The organism is Kaistella faecalis, from assembly GCF_019195395.1.
GTDB lineage: Bacteria > Bacteroidota > Bacteroidia > Flavobacteriales > Weeksellaceae > Kaistella > Kaistella faecalis.
Genome location: NZ_CP078067.1, coordinates 1,810,395 through 1,835,735, shown reverse-complemented (window position 1 = coordinate 1,835,735; position 25,341 = coordinate 1,810,395). Strand labels below are relative to the sequence as shown.

Sequence of the window (25,341 nt, the reverse complement as noted above, 5' to 3'; positions counted from 1 at the left end):
GGATATGTATGTTGAATATTAATTTCTTGGTTGTACTCTGCCGTCTTTTCTGTCTCCGGCTCTACCAATTGTATAACCAGTTGCACCACCGATAATACCACCAATTACGGCACCGGCTCCACGGTTTTTCTTGTTGATGATGGCACCCGCTGCTGCACCACCTACAGTACCGATGATTGTACCTTTAGCAGCTTTACTCATCCCCTGCTTCTGAGTAGTTCCCTGCGAAGTTCCGGCGTAAGTTCCAGAGTTTGAACCGGAAGAACTGGATGATCCTGACGAACTTCTTGGCGTATTGTTAACATAAACTGTTTTGGTTTCTCTGATTACTTGAGGTCTGGCCGCTGCAGCCTGAGCTTTGGATTTTTTATCCTCCTCTAAACTGTCGATTTTCTTCTGTGTTTCATAAGCCATCTTTTCTTTTTCAATAGCTAATTTTTGTTTTTCAATATCCAATTGTCTTGCCTGGAATTCCATTTTCTGCTGTTCCAGAGATTTCTCCGCAACAGTGTTATCTTTTGTACAGGCTGTCATCAATACTACGGACATAAAACCTGCTGTTACTATATTTTTCATAATTTTGGATTTTAGATTACTATTGTGCGGTATATGCCAAAAACGAAACCAATTGAGTGTTAACAAAACGTTAAATATTATAAAGTTCCTTAAAAAATAAAAGCAAGTTACTTTCTATCAGTAACTTGCTTTATGAGGTTCCTAGCGGATTCGAACCGCTGTAGATGGTGTTGCAGACCACTGCCTAACCACTCGGCCAAAGAACCATTTGGGTTTGCAAATATAGAAAATATTTTAAAATTTGCCAGCCCTATTCCAAAAAATAATTTACATTCCCTGAACCAACAGTTTTAACTGGGCTTCGGTATCGATAATCGCTGTAATACCAACCGGACTAAGCAGAATTTGCGAGGGCTTCAATTTAAAAACTTTGCCCTGCATTTTCAGGCCCTTGTAGTATTCTTTATTAAAGGTTTCTTCAATACTTTTCTTTGACGAATCCTCCAGTTCGGCGGTAGGAATACCGTATTCCTCTTCAATCATCTTCACGATTTTTCCCTGAAACAAAAGCGTTGCTGTCTTCTGAAGAATATTTTTAGTTTTCAGTTTGAACTTCGTGTCTGTCAGCACAATTTTCCTTTTTACGTCATCATAAACCGGAATTCCCGAAATGTATGAAACACCTTCTACCGTTCCTTCAGTTGCCGCTTCAATCATTACTCTATCTTCCTCTCCGTAAACATTTACGGAAGTAATCTTAATTTTTGACTTGCCTTCGCGAAAGTCGAATTCTTTACCCAAAAATATATTCTCCGCGATTTTTGTCGCTTCGGTAAAGGAAATATTAACCGTAGTCTGGAGTAAAAATTTCTGTGGTAAACTCTGAACTGAATTAAAATTAGCTATGGTTTTCACCGGCACAGTTGACGGAGGTTTTTTCCCTGTAAAAGTTTCGGAAAAAGTATCGATCCCGATGTTGGCTTCAATCTGGTTTCCGTAAAACACCAATGGTGAAATATTTACAGTTACCGGTGTGATCTTCAGCCACGTATTGTAATCTTCCGAAATATTGAAAGGCTGGGAAAACTGATTCCACGCCATCACTACATATTTCTGGAAATTAAGCTGAGTAATCATCATTTCATCTATGGTCCTGCAGAAATCAGCCTGCTGTTTTTTTAAACTTTCTTCCACAAAGGAAGTAATGGGAACTTTAATTTTCCCAAAATCAAGCACCGGTTTGGTCACCCATTTAAAACCCATAGGCGTTGTTTTTGTCGTCATCGTCCAGTTATTATTAAAGGTGAGCTGGGTGTTGAAATACATCACCGTTTCAAAAGTGGTATTCTGGTACGAATAAATTCCAAGGGTACCGATTCCTTTTTCAGCCCATATTTTCAGCGGAACCTCAATGAGTAGATTCTGTTTGGTGCCTCCAACCAGTCGTATAGGCCGGGTTTTCCACACTTTTACCTTGAATTGGTCATTATTATTGTCGGTGTACGAATTATCTTCAAAAATTAAATTCTGTACCGAAGCATTGATGACATTCCCGATTTCAGAAAGAGGAATTTTCACCGGCATGGTGATCGAAGATTTTATTCTAGGAAAGCTGTAATCCAGAGGAACCGTGACCGGATTTTGCTGAGAAAACAAATTTAAAGTTACGATCAGCAGCAGAACAGTAAGAAATTTTTGCACTTTTTAGTTTTCAATTAAACGCAAATTTCCACAAAATTTTATAGATAGGTTTAAAAAATACCGGCTATTTGTTTTAAGTATCGGCGAAATTATTTTTAAAGATTTAAAGGCCGTATTTTTGAGGTCATCTTTAAAAAGATTTACATGAAGAAATTTGAATTGTCTGTACTGGATTTAGCTCCGGTAAAACAGAACAAAACCATTCACGATACATTTAACGACAGCCTGGAACTTGCAAGATTCACCGAGAAATTAGGTTATAAAAGATTCTGGCTCGCCGAACACCACAATATGGCGAGCATCGCCAGTTCTGCAACTTCAGTTTTAATAGGATTTATTGCCAACGGAACTGAAAAAATCCGTGTTGGTTCAGGCGGAATCATGCTTCCGAATCACAGCTCGCTGGTTATTGCAGAGCAATTTGGGACCTTGGAAAGTCTTTTCCCCGGGCGTATTGATCTGGGCGTTGGAAGAGCTCCGGGAACCGACGGTTTAACCGCAAAGGCACTGGGAAGAAATCCCATGATCATCAACGAGCAATTCCCGAGACAGATACAGGAATTACAACAGTATTTTTCTGTAGAAAATGCAAAGAGTCTGGTGCGCGCGATTCCCGGCGAAGGGTGCGACATCCCGATTTATGTTTTAGGTTCGAGTACTGACAGCGCCTGGTTGGCTGCCGATATGGGCTTACCGTATGCTTTTGCCGGACATTTTGCTCCTGATATGATGGTTAATGCCATCAACATTTACAGAGAAAATTATAACCCGAGTGAGAAATTCCCGGAACCTTACGTCATTGCGTGCGCGAACGGAATCTCGGCGGAAACTGATGAGGAAGCCAAAAAACTGGCGACAACGCTTTATCAGGCCTTTCTGAATATCATCAGAAACGACAGAAAACCCTATTCGCCGCCCGTAGATGACATCAACGATGTGTGGAATCCTATGGAAAAAGCACACGTGATGAGGATGCTGCATTACAGTTTTATCGGCAGCCAGGAAACAGTGACAAATCAGCTACAGCATTTCCAGAATGCTTTTCAGGTGGATGAACTGATGATTACCTCGCATATTTATGAGCAGGAATCAAGGCTGAAATCCTATGAAATCATTAAAAATGCTGTAGACGGATTGATCTTAAAATATCTCGCGGATTGAGCAGATATATCAGATTTAAGATAAGGGAGAAATAACAAAGGAATTAATCTGTGAAATCCGAATGATCTGCGAGCGTTATTTTTAGGAACTTAATCCGCACACCGCCCTTAGTGGGTCCCGAATTTCGGGAGGGAACGCAGGGCGGAAAAGGTGCCCAAATAATCATTGTCGAATTTCTTAATTCTAAGTATCTTTGCACCATCTAAAAAAGTAAAATGTCTGATATAAAACTTAACACCATTCCGGAAGCGATTGAAGACCTGAAAAACGGTAAAATCATTATCGTAGTGGATGATGAAAACCGTGAAAATGAAGGCGATTTTCTTTCTGCAGCGGAGTTAACCACACCGGAAATCATCAATTTTATGACGATTCACGGCAGAGGCCTTATCTGTACGCCACTGCCGGAAAAACGTTGCGACGAATTGGGCCTCGATATTATGGTCACCCGCAGCAGCGACCCGAAAGAAACTGCATTTACGGTTTCTGTGGATCTGTTAGGCGACGGAGTTTCTACAGGAATTTCAGCCAGCGACCGAAGCAAGACGATTCTCGCGCTGATGGACGAGAAAACCAAACCTGCCGACTTCATGCGTCCGGGACATATTTTCCCACTGAGAGCCAAAAAAGGCGGTGTTCTGAAAAGAGCCGGCCATACCGAAGCAGCAATTGATTTAACGAAGCTTGCAGGCCTGAAAGAAGGCGGCGTAATCTGCGAAATCATGAACGAAGACGGCTCGATGTCGCGGCTGCCGGAACTGGTGGAACTGGCAAAAAAACACGACCTGAAAATCATTTCCATAGAAGATTTGATTCATTATCAGCTGAAAAAAGGCGACCTGATTGAAAGAATTGAGGAGAGAAAAGTGAAAACCCATTACGGGGATTACGATTTCTTCGCTTTTAAAGAAACGAGCACCGACCAGATTCATTTTGCTTTGACGAAAGGAACATGGGTGGTTGACGAACCGGTTTTGGTGAGAGTGCAGGCGTCAAATGCTTATTTTGATGTCCTCAGCAGACTGACTGCCGGTGAAAAACCGCTGCTTGAAAAAGTAACGAAAATGATCAACGACGAGGGCAAAGGCGCATTAATTTTCATCAATAATGTTTCGACTGCGGAGAATACGTTGAGAAAACTTCAGCAGTTTATCGATTTCCAGGATGGGCAGGAGCAGCGCCCGACTTTGGCGTCGAACTTCCATGATTATGGGATTGGAACGCAGATTCTGAAAAATCTTGGCATCACCAAATTCCGTGTGATTACGCAGAACGTTAACCAGAAACCTCTTGTTGGCGGCTATGATGTGGAAGTAATGGAAATGGTTCAGCTTTAAATTTTCTGCTGATGGCTTTTGGCTTCTGCCTGAAGCTTAATAAATAATAACAAATCCCGGTTCTTGCGAACCGGGATTTGTTATGGTAAACATTGTCAAGGTTTAAACATTCGTCTGTTAAATTTTTGGTTGCAAAGAAAATAAAAATCAATAGGGGCGGGCTTTAGCCCGCCTTCGACGTGAAAGCTTAGAAATTGGCTTTAGCCGAATAAACTTTGACAAAGTTATATTAAGGATCCCAAACCCATAGCCCTGATCGCAGTGGCATCCTTTTTTGGTGGCTGAGGCCCTTGAAGCCACTAAGAAAGATACAGCGGAGAGCAGGTTCCAGGCTACAAAAAAAATCCCGGCTCATTACTGAACCGGGATTTTTATTGATAAAACGTTTAGTCTTATGCCTGAACGTTGTTCTGTCCTAATACGAAAGGCTCAACTTCTTTGATTTCGCCGAACTGCTGCTCGTAGTTTGCTACGTTTTGCTGCAATGCAGTAAGTACTCTTTTTGCGTGAAGCGGGGCCAGGATTACTCTTGAACGTACATTAGCCTGCTGAACACCCGGCATCAACTGGATGAAATCTACTACGAATTCTGAAGGTGAGTGGTTTACCAACGCAAGGTTACAGTAAACTCCTGCTGCGATCATTTCGTTCAGGTTGATGTTGATGTTGTTTGGATCGTTGTTTTGGTTTTGGTTGTTGTCCATGTTTTTTTTAATATTTTAAATTATAAATTTTAGATTTTAAAAGGATTTCAGACTATGAATTCAATTTAAAATTCATAATCTAAAACCTATCATCACTTAATTGATGTCTTCGAATTCTTTCTTAGAGCCAACGATTACACTTTGGTAGTCTTTCAGACCTGTACCTGCAGGAATTCTGTGTCCTACAATTACATTTTCTTTCAGACCGGTAAGATAATCAACTTTTCCGGAAACTGCTGCTTCGTTAAGAACTTTTGTAGTTTCCTGGAACGATGCTGCCGACATGAAGGACTTGGTTTGAAGTGCTGCTCTTGTAATCCCCTGTAATACCGGTGTTGCGGTTGCAGGAAGGGCTTCGCGAACTTCTACCAAAGCTAAATCTTCACGCTTCAGTTTAGAATTTTCGTCTCTCAGTTCTCTTGCAGTAATCATCTGACCTGGTTTGAATACTTTGGAATCGCCAGCTTCAGTAACTACTTTCAGTCCGAATACTCTGTTGTTTTCTTCGAGGAAATCGAATTTATGTTCCAGCGCACCTTCCAGGAACTGGGTGTCGCCACCATCTACGATCGATACTTTCGTCATCATCTGTCTTACGATGATTTCGAAGTGTTTATCATCAATTTTTACCCCCTGAAGACGGTAAACTTCCTGAATTTCGTTTACCAGATATTCCTGAACGGCTGTTGGGCCTTTGATTTTCAGGATATCATCCGGAGTGATAGATCCGTCGGAAAGCGGCGCACCTGCTACAACGAAGTCATTTTCCTGAACAAGAATCTGGTTCGAAAGTTTCACTAAATATTTAGAGATTTCTCCGGTCTTTGCTTCTACGATCAATTCGCGGTTACCACGCTTGATTTTTCCGTAAGAAACTACACCGTCGATTTCTGTAACTACCGCTGGGTTTGAAGGGTTACGCGCTTCGAAAAGTTCGGTAACTCTTGGAAGACCACCCGTGATATCCCCTGATTTTGCTGATTTTCTTGGGATCTTGATTAAGACTTTACCAGCCTTAATTTTCTCACCATCGTTCACCATCAAGTGAGCACCAACCGGTAGGTTATATGCTTTCTGCTCAACACCTTTGGAATCTACTACTTTCAAAGTAGGTACGGCTTTCTTGTTTCTAGATTCAGAGATTACTTTCTCTTCGAAACCAGTCTGCTCATCGATTTCCAGCTGGAATGAAATACCCTGGATGATGTCTTCGTACTCTACCTTACCGGCAGATTCTGCAATAATTACCGCGTTATATGGATCCCATTTCGCAATAACATCGCCTTTTTTCACTTTATCACCTGGTTTAACCAATAACTCGGAACCGTAAGGTACGTTGGCAATCATCAATGGTGTACGTGCTGCATTGTCTGCAACCAAACGGAATTCAGTAGAACGTGAAACCAAGATTTCTGCTTTTTTACCTTCATCGTTTTCTGAAGTTACAGTTCTTACTTCATCCATTTCCACGATACCGTCGCGTCTTGCAACAATCGATGGATTTTCTGAAATGTTTCCTGCAGTACCACCCTGGTGGAAGGTTCTCAGTGTTAACTGGGTTCCCGGCTCACCAATAGACTGTGCTGCGATAACTCCAACTGCTTCACCCATGTGAATCGGTTTACCTGTCGCAAGGTTACGTCCGTAACATTTCGCACAGATTCCTTTTTTGGTTTCACAAGTAAGTGGTGAACGAACTTCTACTGCTTCAATTCCTGCAGCTTCGATTTTCTTGGCTAGTGCCTCGTTGATCAGTTCGTCTGCGTTAGCGATTACTTCATCTGTATCCGGATCATAAACGTTGTGAAGAGAAACTCTACCCAAAATTCTTTCGGAAAGTTTTTCTACAATCTCATCGTTTTTCTTTAACGGAGTAATTTCGGTACCTCTTAAAGTTCCACAGTCGTTTTCAGTGATGATAACGTCCTGCGCAACATCTACCAATCTTCTGGTTAAGTAACCAGCATCGGCAGTTTTAAGTGCGGTATCCGCAAGACCTTTACGTGCACCGTGAGTAGAGATAAAGTACTCAAGGATCGAAAGACCTTCTTTAAAGTTTGCTACAATCGGGTTCTCGATAATTTCCGCACCAGTAGAACCAGCTTTTTGTGGTTTTGCCATCAAACCTCTCATTCCTGAAAGCTGACGGATCTGCTCTTTGGAACCCCTTGCACCGGAATCAAGCATCATATAAACTGAATTGAACCCACCCTGGTCGGTTTTCATTCTGCTCATAATCATCTCGGTTAATCCTGCATTGGTGTTGGTCCAAACGTCAATAACCTGGTTATATCTTTCTGTATCGGTGATAAGACCCATGTTATAGTTGGCCTTAATTTCGTCAACATTTTCCACCGCCTGCGCGATCATGGTTTTCTTCTCCGCCGGGATTACGATATCTCCCAAACTAAATGATAAACCTCCTTTAAATGCGTTTGAATAACCTAAGTCTTTCATATCATCAAGGAACTTCACAGTTGTAGGGAAATCGGTATCTGCCAATACTCTACCAATTACATTTCTCAATGATTTCTTGGTTAAAAGTTCATTGATAAACCCTGATTCTTTCGGTACAATCTGGTTGAATAAAATTCTTCCTACAGTAGTTTCGAAAAGTTTGGTTGTAATTATACCATCTTCTTTTATCGGTAATCTACATCTTACTTTAGCATTTAAAGAAACCTGTCCTTCGGCGTAAGCAATCTCTACTTCTTCCGGTGAGTAGAAGGCAAGACCTTCCCCTTTCACTTTCATTGTGTCTGTAGAATCTAACTGTTTGGTCATGAAATAAAGACCCAAAACCATATCCTGTGAAGGTACCGTAATTGGTGATCCGTTCGCAGGGTTAAGGATATTTTGAGATCCTAACATCAATAACTGAGCTTCAAGAATTGCTTCCGGTCCCAACGGTAAGTGTACCGCCATCTGGTCACCATCGAAATCCGCGTTAAATGCCGTAGTAACCAATGGGTGAAGCTGAATCGCTTTTCCTTCGATCATTTTCGGCTGGAACGCCTGGATTCCAAGTCTGTGAAGCGTAGGTGCCCTGTTCAGAAGAACCGGGTGGCCTTTCATTACGCCCTCAAGGATATCATAAACAACAGGTTCTTTTCTGTCGATGATTCTCTTGGCAGATTTTACGGTTTTTACAATACCTCTCTCGATCAGTTTTCTGATGATGAACGGTTTGTAAAGTTCTGCAGCCATATCTTTCGGAATACCACATTCGTGAAGCTGCAGGTTTGGACCTACAACAATTACCGAACGCGCCGAGTAATCTACCCTTTTCCCAAGTAAGTTCTGACGGAAACGACCCTGTTTACCTTTCAATGAATCTGAAAGTGATTTCAACGGTCTGTTTGATTCAGATTTTACAGCTGAAGATTTTCTTGTATTATCGAATAATGAATCTACAGATTCCTGAAGCATACGCTTCTCGTTTCTTAAGATTACTTCCGGAGCTTTGATCTCTAAAAGTCTCTTCAAACGGTTGTTTCTGATGATTACACGACGGTAAAGGTCATTTAAATCAGAAGTTGCGAAACGTCCGCCATCCAATGGAACCAATGGTCTCAATTCTGGTGGAATTACAGGAAGAACACGCATAATCATCCATTCCGGACGGTTGATCATTCTGGTGTTGGCACCACGGATGGCTTCAACAACATTCAATCTTTTTAATGCTTCAGTTCTTCTCTGTTTTGAAGATTCGTTGTGTGCTTTGTGACGTAAATCGAAAGATAAAGTATCCAAATCGATTCTTCTCAATAATTCTTCAACCGCTTCTGCTCCCATTTTGGCAACAAATTTATTCGGATCCATATCATCAAGATACTGGTTTTCAGCAGGAAGCGTCTCGAGGACATCAAGATATTCTTCTTCTGTTAAAAATTCTTTGTCATCAAAGTCAGATCCGTCAGCTTTTTTAGCAATACCCGGCTGGATTACGACATATCTTTCGTAATAGATAATCATATCCAGTTTTTTGGATGGCAAGCCTAAAAGGTAACCGATTTTGTTCGGTAAAGAACGGAAATACCAGATATGAGCTACAGGAACAACCAGACCGATGTGGCCGATTCTTTCTCTACGTACTTTTTTCTCGGTAACCTCCACCCCACAACGGTCACAAACGATTCCTTTGTATCGGATTCTTTTGTATTTACCACAAGCACATTCGTAATCCTTCACAGGACCGAAGATTTTCTCGCAGAACAGACCGTCTCTTTCCGGTTTGTGGGTTCTATAGTTAATTGTTTCCGGTTTTAAAACTTCACCTCTTGAATCCTGAAGGATAGATTCGGGAGAAGCAAGACCGATCGTAATTTTACTGAAATTACTTGTTTTATTTTTATTTGACATTTTTGAAATTTTAGATTTGAAATTTTAGATTTTAGATTAATTACTAAACCGTTCCGAAGTTGGAATCAATTTAAAATTGATAATTTAAAATTTAAAATTATTCTTCAAGTCTTACATCAAGGCCAAGACCTTGTAACTCATGAAGTAACACGTTGAAAGATTCAGGAATACCTGGCTCAGGCATTGCTTCACCTTTAGCAATCGCTTCATAAGTTTTTGCTCTACCAATAACGTCATCCGACTTCACGGTAAGGATTTCTCTAAGGATATTGGATGCACCGAATGCTTCAAGTGCCCAAACCTCCATCTCACCGAAACGCTGTCCACCGAACTGCGCTTTACCACCAAGTGGCTGCTGCGTAATCAATGAATACGGTCCGATAGAACGTGCGTGCATTTTGTCATCAACCATGTGACCCAGTTTCAGCATGTAAATTACCCCAACGGTTGCCGGCTGAGAGAATCTCTCACCAGTTCCCCCATCATACAGATAAGTTGAACCGAATTCCGGAAGGCCTGCCTGCTTGGTGTATTCAGTAATCTGGTCGATATTCGCACCATCGAAGATCGGCGTTGCGAATGTCATTCCTAATTTCTGACCAGCCCATCCAAGAACTGTTTCGTAAATCTGCCCGATGTTCATCCGAGAAGGTACCCCAAGCGGGTTCAACACGATATCTACAGGTGTACCGTCTTCAAGGAATGGCATATCTTCTTCGCGAACGATTCTTGATACAATACCTTTGTTACCGTGACGACCTGCCATTTTATCACCTACGTTCAGTTTACGTTTTTTAGCAACATAAACTTTAGCAAGCTTGATGATTCCTGCAGGAAGTTCGTCTCCGATTGAGATTGCGAATTTCTCGCGGTTTTTAACACCCTGAATATCGTTGAACTTGATTTTGTAGTTGTGGATCAACTGCTTAATCAAGTCGTTCTTGTCAGCATCAACAGTCCAGTCAGCACCGCTTACGTTTACGTAATCTTCAACACTCTGAAGCAATTTTGTTGTAAACTTCACTCCTTTTCCGATGATTTCTTCGTCAAGGTCATTGTTTACACCTTGGGAAGTTTTACCGTTAACAAGAGTTCCTAATTTTTCAAGAAGCGTGTTTCTTAACTGATCGAATTTCGCTTTGTACGTGTTTTCGATTTCCTCAAGTTTCAGTTTCTCTTCGGTTCTTTTCTTTTTGTCTTTGATGTTTCTTGAGAAGAGTTTTTTGTTGATCACAACACCTCTTAACGAAGAATCTGCTTTTAATGAAGCATCTTTTACATCACCGGCTTTATCACCGAAGATCGCTCTAAGTAATTTCTCTTCCGGAGTTGGATCAGATTCACCTTTTGGAGTGATTTTACCAATCATGATATCTCCAGGCTTCACATCAGCACCGATACGGATCATACCGTTTTCGTCAAGATCTTTTGTAGCTTCCTCAGAAACGTTAGGAATATCTGCAGTCAGCTCTTCCATACCTAATTTGGTATCACGAACTTCCAGTGAATATTCATCAACGTGGATTGAAGTAAACCAGTCTTCACGAACAACTTTTTCATTAATTACGATCGCATCCTCAAAGTTATATCCTTTCCAAGGCATGAAGGCTACCACAAGGTTTCTACCTAATGCAAGCTCTCCGTTTTCAGTTGCATAACCGTCGCAAAGTACCTGACCTTTCTGAACTTTGTCGCCTACTCTTACGTTTGGTCTCAAAGTGATGGTTGTACTCTGGTTGGTTTTTCTGAACTTGGTCAGTTTATAAGTTTTAGTCGCAGATTCGAATGATACTAAATCATCGTCTTCGCTTCTTTCGTATTTAATGGTGATTTTGTCAGCATCCACATATTCTACAGTACCGTTTCCTTCAGCATTGATCAAGATTCTTGAATCTTTAGCAACCTGCTGCTCTAAACCTGTACCAACGATTGGAGCCTGTGGTTTCAACAAAGGAACTGCCTGACGCATCATGTTGGATCCCATCAGCGCACGGTTCGCATCATCATGCTCCAGGAATGGAATTAATGACGCGGAAATACCGGAAATCTGGTTTGGTGCAACATCGATCAAATCAACCTGCTGCGGCTCAACTACAGGATAATCACCATCCAGACGTGCAATTACACGGTCTGTAGAGATTGTTCCGTCTTCGTTCATTTCAACGTTTGCCTGAGCAATAACTTTATCTTCCTCGTCTTCTGCATTCAAGAAAACTGCAGGAGTTTTAAGGTCAACTTTTCCGTTATTTACTTTTCTGTATGGCGTTTCAATGAAACCTAAGTTGTTGATTTTGGCATAGATTCCCAAAGAAGAAATCAAACCAATGTTTGGTCCCTCAGGAGTTTCGATCGGACAAATTCTACCGTAGTGTGTATGGTGAACGTCACGAACCTCGAAACCTGCTCTTTCTCTCGATAAACCACCAGGTCCCAGGGCAGAAAGACGACGCTTGTGCGTGATTTCTGACAGCGGGTTGGTTTGGTCCATGAACTGAGAAAGCTGATTGGTACCAAAGAATGAGTTAATAACTGATGTTAAAGTCTTCGCGTTAACAAGATCGATCGGAGTAAAGATTTCGTTATCTCTAACGTTCATTCTCTCACGGATTGTTCTTGCAATTCTGGAAAGACCTACCCCAAACTGTCCTGATAGCTGCTCACCAACAGTCTTGATTCTTCTGTTTGATAAGTGATCAATATCATCAACTTCTGCTTTAGAGTTTACCAACTCGATCAAATGTCTTACGATCGAAATGATATCTTCTTTTGTTAAAACTTCGGTTTTTTCAGGAATATTTAATCCTAATTTCTTGTTCAGTCTGTAACGTCCGACTTCTCCTAATGAATAACGCTGCTCGGAGAAGAATAATTTTTCGATAATTCCTCTTGCAGTTTCCTCATCTGGCGGATCTGCGTTACGTAACTGACGGTAGATATATTCAACCGCTTCTTTTTCGGAGTTGGTTGGATCTTTCTGTAAAGTATTCTGGATGATAGAGAATTCGTTGGAATTTTCTTTGTGAATCAAAATCGATTTCACGCCGGCATCAAGAATTAGATCTAAATGTTCTTTTTCAAGGATAGTTTCTCTGTCCAGGATGATTTCGTTTCTTTCGATAGAAACTACTTCACCAGTGTCTTCGTCAACGAAATCTTCGAACCATGTGTTCAAAACTCTCGCTGCCAAAGTTCTTCCTTCTACTTTTTTCAAAGCTGCTTTAGAAACTTTCACTTCTTCTGCAAGGTCGAAAATCTGAAGGATATCTTTATCGGATTCGAACCCGATTGCTCTTAATAAAGTCGTTAACGGTAATTTTTTCTTACGGTCAATGTAAGCGTACATTACGTTATTGATGTCGGTTGTAAATTCCATCCAAGATCCTTTGAAAGGGATGATACGGGAATAATACAGTTTTGTTCCGTTGGCGTGGTAAGTCTGACCGAAAAACACACCCGGAGAACGGTGTAACTGGGTTACGATAACACGTTCTGCACCATTAATGATAAATGATCCTGAAGGCGTCATATAAGGAACCGGACCTAAATACACATCCTGTACAACGGTCTGAAAATCTTCATGTTCAGGGTCAGTACAGTACAGTTTCAGTCGGGCTTTAAGGGGAACTGAATAGGTCAGTCCTCTTTCCACACACTCGTCGATCGAGTAACGCGGCGAATCAACCAGATAATCCAAAAACTCCAGTACAAACTGGTTTCGGGAATCGGTAATTGGGAAATTTTCTTCAAAGGTTTTGTAAAGAGCTTCGTTTACTCTCTGTTCCGGAAGGGTATCCAACTGGAAAAAATCTTTGAAAGATTGGATCTGAATGTCCAAAAAGTCAGGAGTTTCAATTTTTCCTTTTGCTGCGGAGAAATTGATTCTTTCGTTTCCCTGAGTTTTAGCGACTGCTTTAGATTTACTCATAAAAATTTTAAAGAATGAGGGGTTAAAAAATATTTTGTTTAAAAAATATCAGATAAAGCCTTTAAAGAATAAGAGAATCAAGAAGATAGGCGCTAACAAATAGACTTGGCTCTTATAAAAACGGGGCTTATTCTAACTGCAACGCCGGTATATCTTTTCACGGAGTAGTGCAAAATACTTTTTGGACTTTCGGGTGCTAAAGATGAAGGAAATCTGTAAAAACAAGAAATTCTCTTTCAGAAAACAGAAAGAGTTGATTTTCAATATTTTAGTGATTTACAAACAATGGTTAGCGCCAAAAGGAGTGCAAATGTACTCAAAATAAAGAACTTACACAAATTTACAGTGACGCGAAAAGTTCGATGTGTTATAAAGTTTTGTTAAAACGCATTGAAAATCTATATAGTTTAAAAATTTACGAAATAAAAAAACCTCACTAAAAGTGAGGTTTCAGTATTTGGGTGTAAAAGAATTATTTCAATTCTACTTCAGCACCAGCTTCTTCTAATTGTTTTTTCAAAGCTTCAGCTTCGTCTTTAGAAATACCTTGCTTGATTGGAGCAGGAGCGCTGTCTACCATATCTTTAGCTTCTTTAAGACCTGCACCTGTTAAATCTTTTACTAATTTAACAACAGCTAATTTAGAAGCACCAGCAGCTTTAAGAATTACATCGAATTCTGTTTTTTCTTCAGCAGCTTCAGCACCACCACCTGCAGCCATAACTACAGCAGCAGCAGCTGGCTCGATTCCGTACTCATCCTTAAGGATAGCAGCTAATTCATTTACGTCTTTTACGGTTAAGTTTACTAGCGTTTCAGCTAAATTTTTTAAATCTGACATTTTGTAATGTTTTAATTTGTTGAACGATTTATTTTGATTTTTTTTGAGTCTAATTACTCTGCACTAGGTGCGTCTGTAGCTTCAGCGCTTGCTTCAGGTGTTTCTGGAGCAGCTTCTGCAGCTGGAGTTTCCTCTGTTTTCGCTTCTTCAGCAGCCGGTGCAGCTTCTTCAGCTGGCGCGTCTGTAGATTCGGCCTTGTTTTGAAGTGCAGAAACAACTCTCTGGATTGGTGACTGAAGTAATCCGATGATTTCTCCGATCATTTCTTCTCTAGACTTGATGTTTACAAGCGCTCCTAAATTCTCATCACCTACGTAGAAAGTTTCCTGCACGAAAGCAGATTTTAATGCAGGTATTTCAGCTTTTTTTCTGAAACTCTGGATCAGCTTTGCCGGAGCATTTGCTGTATCAGAGATCATTAATGCAGAATTTCCTTTGAAAGTCTGGAACATCTCAGAGTAATCTACTCCTTCGATTTGCTCCATTGCTTTTTGCAAAAGTGTATTCTTAACAACTTTAAGGCTGATATTTTGTTTAAATGCCTGTCTTCTGAAATCTGAAGTTGCAGCAGCATTCATTCCTTCAAGACTTGCTACATAAACCACTTTCGCGTCCTGTAACAGATCTTTTAATTCTTGTATTACTAATACTTTATCTTCTTTTGTCATTGTCTTACAGATTTTAGTTTACAGATTTAGTATCAATTGCAATACCCGGACTCATTGTAGAAGACATGTAGATGCTTTTCACATAAGTACCTTTAGCGGCAGTTGGTTTCAATTTTACCAAAGTGTGAATAAGTTCGGCAGCATTCTCACGGATTTTAGCAGCATCGAAAGATACTTTACCAATTCCTGCGTGAATAATACCGTATTTATCAACTTTGAAATCGATTTTACCAGCTTTCACTTCAGCTACTGCTTTACCAATTTCCATGGTTACAGTTCCTGATTTTGGGTTTGGCATTAATCCTCTTGGACCTAAAACTCTACCCAATGGACCTAATTTACCCATTACAGCTGGCATGGTAACGATAACGTCAACATCTGTCCAACCATCTTTTATTTTCTGTAAGTATTCGTCAAGACCTACGTAATCTGCACCAGCTTCTTTAGCTTCTGCCTCCTTGTCTGGAGTTACAAGCGCCAAAACTTTTACATCTTTACCGGTACCGTGTGGAAGAGATACTACACCTCTTACCATTTGGTTAGCTTTTCTTGGATCTACACCCAATCTAACTGCGATATCTACAGAAGCGTCAAATTTTGCAAAGTTTACATCTTTCACCAAAGCAGAAGCTTCGTCAAGGCTGTAAATTTTGTTTTTTTCTATTTTGCTTAAAGCTTCCTTTTGCTTTTTAGTTAATTTTGCCATTTCTATTAGTATTAAGCGTTAGTTGGTTTAGTTCCTGTTACTCTCAATCCCATAGATCTTGCAGTTCCCGCGATCATTGTTAATGCAGAATCAACTGTAAAACAGTTAAGGTCTGTCATTTTATCTTCGGCGATTTTTTTAACCTGATCCCAAGATACACTTCCTACTTTAGCTCTGTTAGGCTCACCTGAACCTTTCTTCACTTTAGAAGCTTCCATCAACTGGATTGCCACGGGTGGAGTTTTAATTACGAATTCAAAAGATTTGTCTTCGTATACTGTAATTACTACAGGTAAAACTTGCCCCGGCTTATCTTGCGTTCTTCCGTTAAATTGTTTACAAAACTCCATGATGTTCACACCTGCAGAACCCAAAGCTGGACCTACTGGTGGAGACGGGTTAGCAGCGCCACCCTTCACCTGAAGCTTAACCATTTTAAAGACTTTTTTAGCCATTTTTGTTTTTTAAAAATTAAGAAATTTATGAATGTGGAAGCATTTATAAATCTGCAAAGCTGTAGTCTCACCATACAACTCTACATTTCGGACTGCAAAATTAAGAATTATTTTTAATCCTGCAACACCTAAGTCATTGTTTTTTAAGTGCTATTAGAATGATTCCTAAATATTTCCCGACAACCTGAATCCCAAAATGAAAATCCATATAACTTAGAAAAAAAATACTGCTTAATAGGTATTTGTTCTGCCGGCACATAAGCGTAGTTTTGTGCTCCACAAATGACAGAAGAAAACTTCAACCGAAAGGAGGAGATGAAAAAAACAAATGATGAAAAAATTACAGGGGTGAAATTCACTCCTGTTTTTTTATTTAAAAAAAACTACCTCCTATCCCAACAGCGTTTCAAACCGCATTTTCTTGAAAAGTTCGAAAAAACTGGATGAGTTGGCTTTATTAAGGATATTCCGCCGGTGGGTAATAATGGTATTTCTGCTTAAGAAAAGTTGCTCCGCAATTTGATCACTGGAAAGGCCTTCTCTTATAAGGTCTATGATTTCCAACTCGCGTTTGGTAAGACGGAAACAGTTATCTGCGTCTACAAAAATATTTTTAATCTTATCATAGATTTTGTAATCATTTTCGGGCTGAGACACAAGATCATTAATAACTTTGTGCTTTACCAGAGTTTTGGTCAGATGTCCCTGTGTGTTGACTTCAATACCCTGACACTGTTGATTAATCCAGATGTATGAGCCATCAGCAATCCTAATTCTGTACGAGTAGGAAAGAATAAATTTGTAATGATCGTTGAAGAGCAGCTTATTGGTAAAGTGTAGACCATTTTCCTCACTTTGGTAGAAATATTCCAAATCTTCCGGGTGAATAATCGAAAGGAGGAATTCCAGTGTAAAATCTGTGCTGGTGTATCCTGTAACTACTTCAAAAGAAGTATTTGTAAAGATGATTTTATTCTCGAAACAGTCGAATAAAAAAAAATAGTTGGTAATTAATTCAGCGAGTTCCTGTGAATCATCGTTTCTAGCGTAGCTACTTTGTGACTGAACGAGCTTAGACCATTTTGCTTCCGGCATGGGTTCATTTTTAAATTCCAGGCAAAATAGGAAAAACTAAATCCTTATGCAAGTCGCAGATTGGGGTGAATAACAATGCACAACTCTTCTGGAACGATAAAAAATGTTTGGGGAAGTTATTAAAAAAAAGAAAACCACTATAAAAGTGGTTTTCGTGATTGTGAATTTTATAATGCAGTTTAAACTTTCTCGATCTGCATATAGCTTAGTTCCATTGGTGTTTTTCTTCCGAAAATCATTACTGAAACTTCAATTTTCTTTTTGTCTTCGTAGATTTTCTCTACTGTACCATTGAATCCGTTGAAAGGACCATCGATTACTTTTACATTTTCACCAACAACGAACGGGATACTGGCTTCTACAGCAAATTCTGACAATTCATCCATTCTACCAAGCATTCTGTTGACTTCAACTTTACGCATCGGTACCGGATCGCCTCCTTTGGTTAAACTCAGGAAGGAAATTACTCCCGGGATATTTTTAATAATGTGTGGAATTTCACCTACCAGATTGGCTTCTACCATTAAATAACCTGGATAATAAGGCTTTTCTTTTGGAACTTTTTTACCATTTCTCATGGTAATAACTTTTTCCATAGGAATAACAACCTGAGTAACATATGATTCGAAACCAAGATGCTTCATTTCGTTCTCAATATAGGTTTTCACCTTATTTTCCTGTCCACTGATGGATTTCAGAACATACCACTTCAAGTCACTCATTTTGGAAAATAATTTTAATTGAACAGGTTGATAAAAATAGAAATTACATTGGCAATAGATTTACTGAACAATGAATCTATACCAAATGTAAACAGCGCCAAAATAACAGTGGCAATGGTAACCACAATCGTAGATGATTGCAGATCTGGCCACTTCGGCCATTCTACTTTATCTTTAAATTCGGTATACGAACCTTTTAGGAAATCAACTAAGCTCATTATTATTTGTTTTGCACGGGCACAAGGATTCGAACCCTGATCAACGGTTTTGGAGACCGGTATCCTACCATTGGACGATGCCCGTAGATTAAAAAAGTCCCGTAAGTTTCCCTACGGAACTTTAATATTTATTTAGAAATTAATCTAAGATTTCAGTTACCTGACCTGCACCAACTGTTCTACCACCTTCTCTGATCGCAAATCTAAGACCTACGTTAAGAGCGATTGGCTGTAACAATTCTACAGTAATAGAGATGTTATCACCTGGCATTACCATTTCTACACCTTCTGGTAAGAAGATCTCACCTGTAACGTCTGTAGTTCTTACATAGAACTGTGGACGGTATTTGTTGTGGAATGGAGTGTGACGACCACCTTCTTCTTTAGAAAGGATATAAACCTCAGCTTTGAATTTTTTGTGTGGCTTAACAGAATCTTTCTTAGCGATTACCATACCTCTCTTGATGTCGGTTTTTTCAATACCTCTCAACAATAGACCTACGTTATCACCAGCTTCCCCTCTGTCTAGGATTTTTCTGAACATCTCAACTCCTGTAATAGTAGAAGTAAGTTTTTCATCACCCATACCTACGATATCAACTGGATCACCAGTATTGATAACACCAGCTTCAATTCTACCAGTTGCTACAGTACCTCTACCTGTAATAGAGAATACATCTTCGATTGGCATAAGGAATGGCTTATCCTGGTCTCTAACTGGAAGTTCAATCCAAGTATCAACAGCATCCATAAGAGCTTCTACAGTAGCAACCCATTTTGGCTCTCCGTTAAGAGCTCCAAGAGCTGAACCTTGAATTACTGGAGTGTTGTCACCATCGTAATCGTAAGAAGAAAGAAGGTCTCTAACTTCTAATTCTACTAATTCCAACAATTCTGGATCATCAACCATATCCACTTTGTTCATGAACACCAATACGTTAGGTACATTTACCTGACGGCAAAGAAGGATGTGCTCTCTTGTTTGAGGCATTGGTCCGTCAGTTGCAGCTACTACAAGAATAGCTCCGTCCATCTGAGCAGCACCAGTTACCATGTTCTTAACATAGTCGGCGTGACCTGGACAATCTACGTGAGCATAGTGTCTGTTAGCAGTTTCGTACTCAATGTGTGAAGTGTTGATAGTAATACCTCTTTCTTTTTCTTCTGGTGCAGAATCGATAGAAGAGAAATCTCTTGCAGTACCTAATCCTTTATCAGATAATACTTTACTGATTGCTGCAGTAAGTGTAGTTTTACCATGGTCTACGTGACCGATGGTACCAATGTTCAAGTGTGGTTTGTTACGATTAAACGTTTCCTTTGCCATGATTTAATTATTTATTTAATTATTATTTAAATTTTCGGTGCGCAAATATAGTGAAATTTTGTATATTGAAAATCTTTTTTTAACAAAAATCCTCAAATTACAAATTCCGCAGCCTACGGCACCATTTCCCAATAAAATACTGGTCTGCAAATTTAGGGAAAAATTATTTATTCGCAAAAGGCAGAAATATTTTTTAAAGTATAATTAAACTTTACTCTTTCCTTTAAAATAATTTTAAGAATTAAGACCATATTACCGACTAAATAGTGGTCTTAAAAAAGCAAAAATCTCCTTAGTAAAAAGGAGATTTAAATAGAGCCAACTATGAGATTTGAACTCACGACCTCTTCCTTACCAAGGAAGCGCTCTACCCCTGAGCTAAGTCGGCAAAAAATTTAAAAAAAAATCACAAGCCGCGTTGGTTGTGATTTTCTTTGAGCGGAAGACGAGGGTCGAACTCGCGACATTCAGCTTGGAAGGCTGACGCTCTACCAACTGAGCTACTTCCGCATTTTGTTTCCAAAACTGTTGGTAAACGGTTTGCAAATCTAAAATAATTTTTGAGACCTGCAAAGCGTTTTTTATAAAATGTGGGGAGAGCAGGATTCGAACCTGCGAAGTCGTAAGACAGCAGAGTTACAGTCTGATCCATTTGGCCACTCTGGAATCTCCCCAATTTTACAAAAATGAGCCTCCAGAGGGACTCGAACCCACGACCTGCTGATTACAAATCAGCTGCTCTAGCCAACTGAGCTATGGAGGCAAATAGATTTCAAAAGAACGCTTATCTCTTTTTGCGAGTGCAAATATAAGGGAGTTTTTTTGAAACCTACAAATTATTTTAGGAAAATTTTAATAATTTTTTTTAAGCTAATTCTTTTTTCTTGATTAGCAGCTTTTTAGCAACTTCAGCACATTGATCCAAACTTTCTTCAAAACTTGCACTTGTCTTTTTTACAACGATATCATCGCCGGGAACTGCCAAAATAATTTCTGCCGTTTTGTTTTCTTTATCCGATTTGTTCTCTACTTTCAGGTAAACTTTGCATTCTACAATCTTATCATAATAGTTTTCTAGTTTGCTTAATTTTTTTTCGATATGTTCTTCGAGCGGTGCGTGTGGAGTCAATCCCATTGACTGTACTGAAATTTTCATAAATCTAAATTTTTTTTGGCTCTAGGATGAGCCTTGTTAAACACTTTTTTTAACTGTTCTATATTGGCACTGGTATAAACCTGCGTAGAAGCAAGCGATGTATGCCCCATGATCATCTTCACTTTAGAAATTTCAGCCCCATGCTCCAGGACGTGAGTTGCAAAACTGTGTCTTAGAATATGAGGGCTCTTTTTCTTCTTCGAAGTAACAAGACTAAGGTAGGTATTAACTGCAGAATATACAAATTTATCATTCAGTTTTTTACCTTTAGCATTGATGAAGAAATACGTTTTATACGCTTCCAGCGGCTTTCTCACCTGCAAATATTCTGCCAGTTGAACTAAAAGTTTGTCAGAAACAGGAATAATTCTGGCCTTGTTTCCTTTACCGATAACTTTTATTTCCCCTTTCCCAAAATCTACATCTTCGTGCAGGAGATTAACCAGCTCAGCACGCCTGATCCCGGTTTGATATAGGGTTTCGATGATAAGTTCTTTCAGCAAACCCTGATTTTCAGATTTACCCGCTACAGACTGATGCTGATCCATTTCCTCCTCGGAAAATGGGATCTGTTTCTCAGCATAAAATTTTAGGGATTGAATGTTTTCCAGAGGTGAAATTTTAATCTCACCAACTTTCAATAAGAAAAGATAAAAACTGCGGAGAGTTGAGAGTTTCCTGTTAATGGAACGCTTTGAAATTTTTTCTTCACTGAGGTAAACCATGAAATTACGAACAATTTTCTTGTCCGCTTGTGCCAAATTTTCATGGCCTTCAGTGTAAAGAAGGAAGGTAGAAAAATCTTCCAGATCCTTTCTGTAACTCGTAAGCGTGTGCGGCGAGTACCGCTTTTCTACAGCAATATATTCTAGAAATCTTTCCACCATGATGATAAAAAACAAAAAATCACTTTCCAAATATAAGTATTTGAAAAGTGATTAAAGTATTTTCTTAAAGAAAAAGTGGTCTTACGCCTGCTCCTCGCGGCTCGCATTTTTCTGCTTGTAAGCAGCTTTAAGCTTAGCCTGTCTAAAAGTTACTGACGGTTTAAGGAACTGCTGTCTGCTTCTTAAAGCTCTTACAACTCCGGTTTTGTCAAATTTTCTTTTGTATTTTTTTAACGCTCTGTCGATAGCTTCGCCATCTTTTACTGGGATAATTAACATAATTTACATCTCATTTTGGACTGCAAAAGTAAGATTTTATTTCGGATTGACAAATTTTTTATTTACATTTAAAGATATTTATTTTCAATGCAGCAAAAAAATTATAAAGTCATCAATGCCTCAGCAGGCTCTGGAAAAACCTATGCTTTGGTTCAGAATCTGTTGGCAATCTGCCTTAAGCACCCATCCCAGCCCGACAAAATCGGTAATATCCTCGCGCTGACTTTTACCAATAAAGCCGCAAATGAAATGAAACACCGGATTATCGATTGGCTGAAGGCATTTTCTGAGCTAGGGTATGAAAACAACCAGGATTTAATCAATATTCAGCAGAAACTCAAAACTGAAGGATATCGGTTAACGCTGCAGGATATCCATTTCCGCTCAAAAAAAATCCTCGATTATGTACTGCACCACTATTCTACTTTAAATATTGGTACAATCGACAAGTTTAATTCGCGGCTGGTAAGAAGTTTTTCGTACGAATTAGGACTTGCGCAGAATTTCAATCTAGAGATCAACGCTGAGCCTTTTCTGATTGAAGCTGTTGAAAAAATGCTCGAAGATATTGGCGCTGACAATGAAGTTTCTGAAGCCTTCATGGATTATGTAAATTACACTTTAGATAACAACGAAAGAATTAACCTCAACAAAACACTTTACCAATCAGCAAAGGAATATGTTCAGGATAAACACTACTTCCGGCTTGGGGAAAACAGGGACTTCGACTGGATTTCCTATGAAAAATCCAAGAAAAATCTTAGGGATGAGATCAGAAACCTGAAAGCTGAATCCATCCAAATAACCAATGAAGTTACCCAACTTTTAAAGGAAAAGAATCTGGAAATTGCTGATTTTGCTGGCGGAAACAGCAACAGTATTGCAAAATTCTTTAATGAAGTTCAAAGGTTCTTTCATCAAGAAAGACCAGATTTTCCAATTCCTTCAAATGAGGAAGGTGCACTGACTAAATTCCATGCTGGGGCATCCGGTTCCGGAAAAAAAAGGCAAGGAGAAATTTTAGAAATCATTGAATACTTAATTAATCTGCGGCAAAAACTTTTTCAGAATTATATTCTCACAAAGAAAAAAGAAAAAATACTGCAGGCAATTCTTCCTTTGAAGGTCAACAAAGAAATTCAGGATAAACTGGCAGAAATTGAAGAAAAAAATGACGTTGTTCTGCTTTCGAAATTCAATATTCTTATCCATGAAAATCTTCGCGAAGAGCCTTCATCATTTATTTATGAAAAAGTAGGAACCAAATTCAGCCACTATTTTTTTGATGAATTTCAGGATACGTCTTTTCTGCAGTGGCAAAATTTCATACCGTTACGGGATCACGCAACTTCTTCTCAGGACATGAGTTTTACTTTGGTAGGCGACCCCAAACAGAGCATTTACCGCTTTCGTGGAGGAGATTCTCAACTCATGCTCGACATCATCAACAAAAAAGAAAAATCACTGGTGTATGCTGAATTAGAAAATCTGGAAAACAACTGGCGGAGCGCCCAAAACATCGTGGACTTCAACAACCAGCTCTATCTGTATCTTTCCGGAACTACCCAGGCTGAACACTGCGAAATCTTTGGCAACGGTTCTCAGCAGGCTGCAAAATCTAAGCTGAAAGGCAATGTGCGGATTAATCTGATCGAAAATGCAACGAAGAAAGTCTATTATGAGGAAGTTGCCGAAAAAATGCGACAGGATATTCAAAAGTGTGTTGATAAAGGTTATAAGCTTTCGGACATTACCATTCTGTGTCGCGGAAATTTCGATATTTTCAGTTTTTCACAGTTGCTGGGAAACTCGAAAATAATTTATGAGGAAAAAGAAGATTATATAAAAACCATTTCAGAATCAGGTTTAACATTAAATCTATCCTCGACATTACTCGCGCTGACAGAATTCCTCAGATGGGAACAAAACCCTAAAAATCTTCAGTTTCCGGTGAAAATGCTCTACTATTTAATGGTGTTGGGGAGAATTGATGTTAAAGATTTCAGTGCCGAAATGATGGAAATGCTTGCGTACAGCAATAAATCCGAGATGCAGAAATTCATCGCTACAAAATATGGTTTACAGCTAAGCAGTAAAGGTCTTCTTCAGCTTAATCTATACAACTTTGTTGAACATTTTCTGCAGGAATTTTCAGTTCAGAATAAAGAAACTGATTTTCTTTTCAATTATCTGGAAATGCTGTTTGCGTATTCTCAGAACTCAGCAGCAACGCTGAAAGAATTCATTAAATTCTGGGATGAGGAAGCAAATGCAACTACCATTCAAGCCTCCGATAATCTGGATGCTGTAAAACTGATGACCATACATAAAGCCAAAGGTCTTGAGTTTCCTGTGGTTTTTCTCCCTATGAGAAATGAGCACAAAGACGGAAAATTCAGTAACTGGCTCAATATTGAGGAAGAAAACGGACTCTCGTCCGTAAACATTGATCCGTTTGGAAAAGAACTGGAGGTTTATGACGAAGATATGGCGAAATTTAATCAGGAAAACGCTTATCAAAACAAGATTGACCGTTATTGCCTGCAATATGTAGCTACCACCAGAGCTGTGGAACAGATTTTCTTTTATATAGAAAAGCCCAATAAATCGAGTAATAATCTTGAGATTTATGACTTTCTGGAACCGAAAATTCCAAGAGATGAAAATGGAGAAGCCCTATTTTCTTTTGACCTTTATGAAACTGCTGATAAAAACGTACTGAAGAAAAACAAAGAGAAAGGTGAAGGATTACAGACTAAGCCGATTCGTTTTAAAAGCGATGAGAAAAAGAATCCAGACGCCGTAAAAATTGCAACACCTTCTAAAAATTATCAGAACCGTGTTGAAAAAGTGCGAACCGGGATTTTCACCCACGAAATTCTATCCAAAATAAATTCTGAAAAAGATGTAGAAAAGACATTGGAAGCCTATCTGCTGGAAGGAACTATCACCTTAGAAGAGAAGGAAGAAATTGCCGAGAGAATTCTGCGTATTCTGAAAGACGATAATTACTCCGATTATTTTGCCGAAAACCAACTTGTGATCAATGAAAAAGACATCATGATTTCTGAAAACGGCGAATCGAAAATCTACCGACCAGACCGAATGATCAATACAGGCACCGGCTATATCATCATCGATTTCAAAACCGGTGATGAACGGGAAAAGCATCAGGAACAAATTGCTGAATACCGTTCAGTACTTGAAAAACTCGGCAAAAAAGTTCTAAAAACTGAAATAATTTATGTATAAAAAAATCCTGTCTCAGAAACCGAGACAGG

At 39.3% G+C, this 25,341-nt stretch carries 19 protein-coding genes and 6 tRNA genes; 3 read left to right on the top strand and 22 right to left on the bottom strand.

Annotated elements, in window-relative coordinates; all coding sequences use genetic code 11:
- Positions 1-18: 18 nt before the first annotated feature.
- From KTV93_RS08720 to KTV93_RS08710, 3 genes are all read right to left on the bottom strand, one after another.
- On the bottom strand, positions 19-576 hold the full coding sequence (locus tag KTV93_RS08720) for a YMGG-like glycine zipper-containing protein (RefSeq protein ID WP_218248562.1): 558 nt from the start codon (positions 574-576) through the stop codon (positions 19-21).
- Between the two features lie 135 nt (positions 577-711).
- Positions 712-782, bottom strand: a tRNA-Cys gene (locus KTV93_RS08715).
- 61 nt (positions 783-843) lie between these two features.
- The gene (locus tag KTV93_RS08710) at positions 844-2,217 is read right to left on the bottom strand and encodes a DUF4403 family protein (protein WP_218248561.1); all 1,374 of its coding nucleotides are present in this window, start codon (positions 2,215-2,217) and stop codon (positions 844-846) included.
- Positions 2,218-2,361: 144 nt separating this feature from the next.
- Between KTV93_RS08710 and KTV93_RS08705 the strand changes: the two genes are divergently transcribed.
- A complete protein-coding gene (locus tag KTV93_RS08705; protein ID WP_218248560.1) occupies positions 2,362-3,378 on the top strand; it encodes an LLM class flavin-dependent oxidoreductase in 1,017 nt (338 codons plus the stop codon).
- A gap of 215 nt (positions 3,379-3,593) precedes the next feature.
- A complete protein-coding gene (gene ribB, locus KTV93_RS08700) occupies positions 3,594-4,715 on the top strand; it encodes a 3,4-dihydroxy-2-butanone-4-phosphate synthase (RefSeq protein WP_218248559.1) in 1,122 nt (373 codons plus the stop codon).
- Positions 4,716-5,107: 392 nt separating this feature from the next.
- Here the strand turns inward: ribB and KTV93_RS08695 are convergent, their stop codons facing one another.
- The 19 genes from KTV93_RS08695 to rpsU form a co-directional block, all read right to left on the bottom strand.
- On the bottom strand, positions 5,108-5,419 hold the full coding sequence (locus tag KTV93_RS08695) for a DUF3467 domain-containing protein (RefSeq protein ID WP_218248558.1): 312 nt from the start codon (positions 5,417-5,419) through the stop codon (positions 5,108-5,110).
- Positions 5,420-5,515: 96 nt separating this feature from the next.
- A complete protein-coding gene (gene rpoC / locus KTV93_RS08690) occupies positions 5,516-9,781 on the bottom strand; it encodes a DNA-directed RNA polymerase subunit beta' (RefSeq protein ID WP_218248557.1) in 4,266 nt (1,421 codons plus the stop codon).
- 97 nt (positions 9,782-9,878) lie between these two features.
- A complete protein-coding gene (rpoB, locus tag KTV93_RS08685; protein ID WP_218248556.1) occupies positions 9,879-13,706 on the bottom strand; it encodes a DNA-directed RNA polymerase subunit beta in 3,828 nt (1,275 codons plus the stop codon).
- A 472-nt stretch (positions 13,707-14,178) separates the two neighbouring features.
- Complete coding sequence (rplL, locus tag KTV93_RS08680) at positions 14,179-14,547, bottom strand: 50S ribosomal protein L7/L12 (protein WP_218248555.1); 369 nt, start codon at positions 14,545-14,547, stop codon at positions 14,179-14,181.
- A 53-nt stretch (positions 14,548-14,600) separates the two neighbouring features.
- Complete coding sequence (gene rplJ, locus KTV93_RS08675) at positions 14,601-15,215, bottom strand: 50S ribosomal protein L10 (protein WP_218248554.1); 615 nt, start codon at positions 15,213-15,215, stop codon at positions 14,601-14,603.
- 13 nt (positions 15,216-15,228) lie between these two features.
- Positions 15,229-15,921 carry a 50S ribosomal protein L1 gene (rplA, locus tag KTV93_RS08670; protein WP_218248553.1) on the bottom strand — a complete coding sequence of 231 codons (693 nt, stop codon included), beginning with the start codon at positions 15,919-15,921 and terminating at the stop codon, positions 15,229-15,231.
- An 11-nt stretch (positions 15,922-15,932) separates the two neighbouring features.
- The gene (gene rplK, locus KTV93_RS08665) at positions 15,933-16,376 is read right to left on the bottom strand and encodes a 50S ribosomal protein L11 (protein ID WP_218248552.1); all 444 of its coding nucleotides are present in this window, start codon (positions 16,374-16,376) and stop codon (positions 15,933-15,935) included.
- Between the two features lie 390 nt (positions 16,377-16,766).
- The gene (locus KTV93_RS08660) at positions 16,767-17,471 is read right to left on the bottom strand and encodes a LuxR C-terminal-related transcriptional regulator (protein WP_218248551.1); all 705 of its coding nucleotides are present in this window, start codon (positions 17,469-17,471) and stop codon (positions 16,767-16,769) included.
- 179 nt (positions 17,472-17,650) lie between these two features.
- Positions 17,651-18,193 carry a transcription termination/antitermination protein NusG gene (gene nusG, locus KTV93_RS08655; RefSeq protein ID WP_218248550.1) on the bottom strand — a complete coding sequence of 181 codons (543 nt, stop codon included), beginning with the start codon at positions 18,191-18,193 and terminating at the stop codon, positions 17,651-17,653.
- A 14-nt stretch (positions 18,194-18,207) separates the two neighbouring features.
- Entirely contained in the window at positions 18,208-18,411 is a 204-nt protein-coding gene (secE, locus tag KTV93_RS08650) for a preprotein translocase subunit SecE (RefSeq protein ID WP_218248549.1), read from the bottom strand.
- A 14-nt stretch (positions 18,412-18,425) separates the two neighbouring features.
- Positions 18,426-18,496 (bottom strand) — tRNA-Trp (locus KTV93_RS08645).
- 54 nt (positions 18,497-18,550) lie between these two features.
- Positions 18,551-19,738, bottom strand: a complete 1,188-nt coding sequence (gene tuf, locus KTV93_RS08640; protein ID WP_218248548.1) for an elongation factor Tu — start codon at positions 19,736-19,738, stop codon at positions 18,551-18,553.
- Positions 19,739-20,054: 316 nt separating this feature from the next.
- Positions 20,055-20,126, bottom strand: a tRNA-Thr gene (locus KTV93_RS08635).
- A 49-nt stretch (positions 20,127-20,175) separates the two neighbouring features.
- Positions 20,176-20,248 (bottom strand) — tRNA-Gly (locus KTV93_RS08630).
- An 81-nt stretch (positions 20,249-20,329) separates the two neighbouring features.
- Positions 20,330-20,412: transfer RNA gene (locus tag KTV93_RS08625), tRNA-Tyr, on the bottom strand.
- Between the two features lie 15 nt (positions 20,413-20,427).
- Positions 20,428-20,501 (bottom strand) — tRNA-Thr (locus KTV93_RS08620).
- Between the two features lie 102 nt (positions 20,502-20,603).
- The gene (locus KTV93_RS08615) at positions 20,604-20,894 is read right to left on the bottom strand and encodes an HPF/RaiA family ribosome-associated protein (RefSeq protein ID WP_218248547.1); all 291 of its coding nucleotides are present in this window, start codon (positions 20,892-20,894) and stop codon (positions 20,604-20,606) included.
- Entirely contained in the window at positions 20,891-21,781 is an 891-nt protein-coding gene (locus KTV93_RS08610) for a tyrosine-type recombinase/integrase (protein WP_218250522.1), read from the bottom strand. Before KTV93_RS08610 ends, KTV93_RS08615 begins: the two co-directional genes overlap by 4 nt.
- An 81-nt stretch (positions 21,782-21,862) precedes the next feature.
- Positions 21,863-22,060 (bottom strand): 30S ribosomal protein S21, encoded by a 198-nt coding sequence (gene rpsU / locus KTV93_RS08605; protein ID WP_218248546.1) that lies wholly within the window; start codon positions 22,058-22,060, stop codon positions 21,863-21,865.
- A gap of 87 nt (positions 22,061-22,147) precedes the next feature.
- Here rpsU and KTV93_RS08600 point away from each other — a divergent pair, with 87 nt between their 5' ends.
- Positions 22,148-25,312, top strand: a complete 3,165-nt coding sequence (locus KTV93_RS08600; protein WP_218248545.1) for a UvrD-helicase domain-containing protein — start codon at positions 22,148-22,150, stop codon at positions 25,310-25,312.
- Positions 25,313-25,341: the final 29 nt, after the last annotated feature.

Bases quoted from the DNA above. Each gene is read 5' to 3' on its own strand.
- KTV93_RS08720 (WP_218248562.1), bottom strand. From the start codon at position 576: ATGAAAAATATAGTAACAGCAGGTTTTATGTCCGTAGTATTGATGACA.
- KTV93_RS08705 (WP_218248560.1), top strand. From the start codon at position 2,362: ATGAAGAAATTTGAATTGTCTGTACTGGATTTAGCTCCGGTAAAACAG.
- ribB (WP_218248559.1), top strand. From the start codon at position 3,594: ATGTCTGATATAAAACTTAACACCATTCCGGAAGCGATTGAAGACCTG.
- KTV93_RS08695 (WP_218248558.1), bottom strand. From the start codon at position 5,419: ATGGACAACAACCAAAACCAAAACAACGATCCAAACAACATCAACATC.
- rpoC (WP_218248557.1), bottom strand. From the start codon at position 9,781: ATGTCAAATAAAAATAAAACAAGTAATTTCAGTAAAATTACGATCGGT.
- rpoB (WP_218248556.1), bottom strand. From the start codon at position 13,706: ATGAGTAAATCTAAAGCAGTCGCTAAAACTCAGGGAAACGAAAGAATC.
- rplL (WP_218248555.1), bottom strand. From the start codon at position 14,547: ATGTCAGATTTAAAAAATTTAGCTGAAACGCTAGTAAACTTAACCGTA.
- rplJ (WP_218248554.1), bottom strand. From the start codon at position 15,215: ATGACAAAAGAAGATAAAGTATTAGTAATACAAGAATTAAAAGATCTG.
- rplA (WP_218248553.1), bottom strand. From the start codon at position 15,921: ATGGCAAAATTAACTAAAAAGCAAAAGGAAGCTTTAAGCAAAATAGAA.
- rplK (WP_218248552.1), bottom strand. From the start codon at position 16,376: ATGGCTAAAAAAGTCTTTAAAATGGTTAAGCTTCAGGTGAAGGGTGGC.
- KTV93_RS08660 (WP_218248551.1), bottom strand. From the start codon at position 17,471: ATGCCGGAAGCAAAATGGTCTAAGCTCGTTCAGTCACAAAGTAGCTAC.
- nusG (WP_218248550.1), bottom strand. From the start codon at position 18,193: ATGAGTGACTTGAAGTGGTATGTTCTGAAATCCATCAGTGGACAGGAA.
- secE (WP_218248549.1), bottom strand. From the start codon at position 18,411: ATGAGCTTAGTTGATTTCCTAAAAGGTTCGTATACCGAATTTAAAGAT.
- tuf (WP_218248548.1), bottom strand. From the start codon at position 19,738: ATGGCAAAGGAAACGTTTAATCGTAACAAACCACACTTGAACATTGGT.
- KTV93_RS08615 (WP_218248547.1), bottom strand. From the start codon at position 20,894: ATGAAAATTTCAGTACAGTCAATGGGATTGACTCCACACGCACCGCTC.
- KTV93_RS08610 (WP_218250522.1), bottom strand. From the start codon at position 21,781: ATGGTGGAAAGATTTCTAGAATATATTGCTGTAGAAAAGCGGTACTCG.
- rpsU (WP_218248546.1), bottom strand. From the start codon at position 22,060: ATGTTAATTATCCCAGTAAAAGATGGCGAAGCTATCGACAGAGCGTTA.
- KTV93_RS08600 (WP_218248545.1), top strand. From the start codon at position 22,148: ATGCAGCAAAAAAATTATAAAGTCATCAATGCCTCAGCAGGCTCTGGA.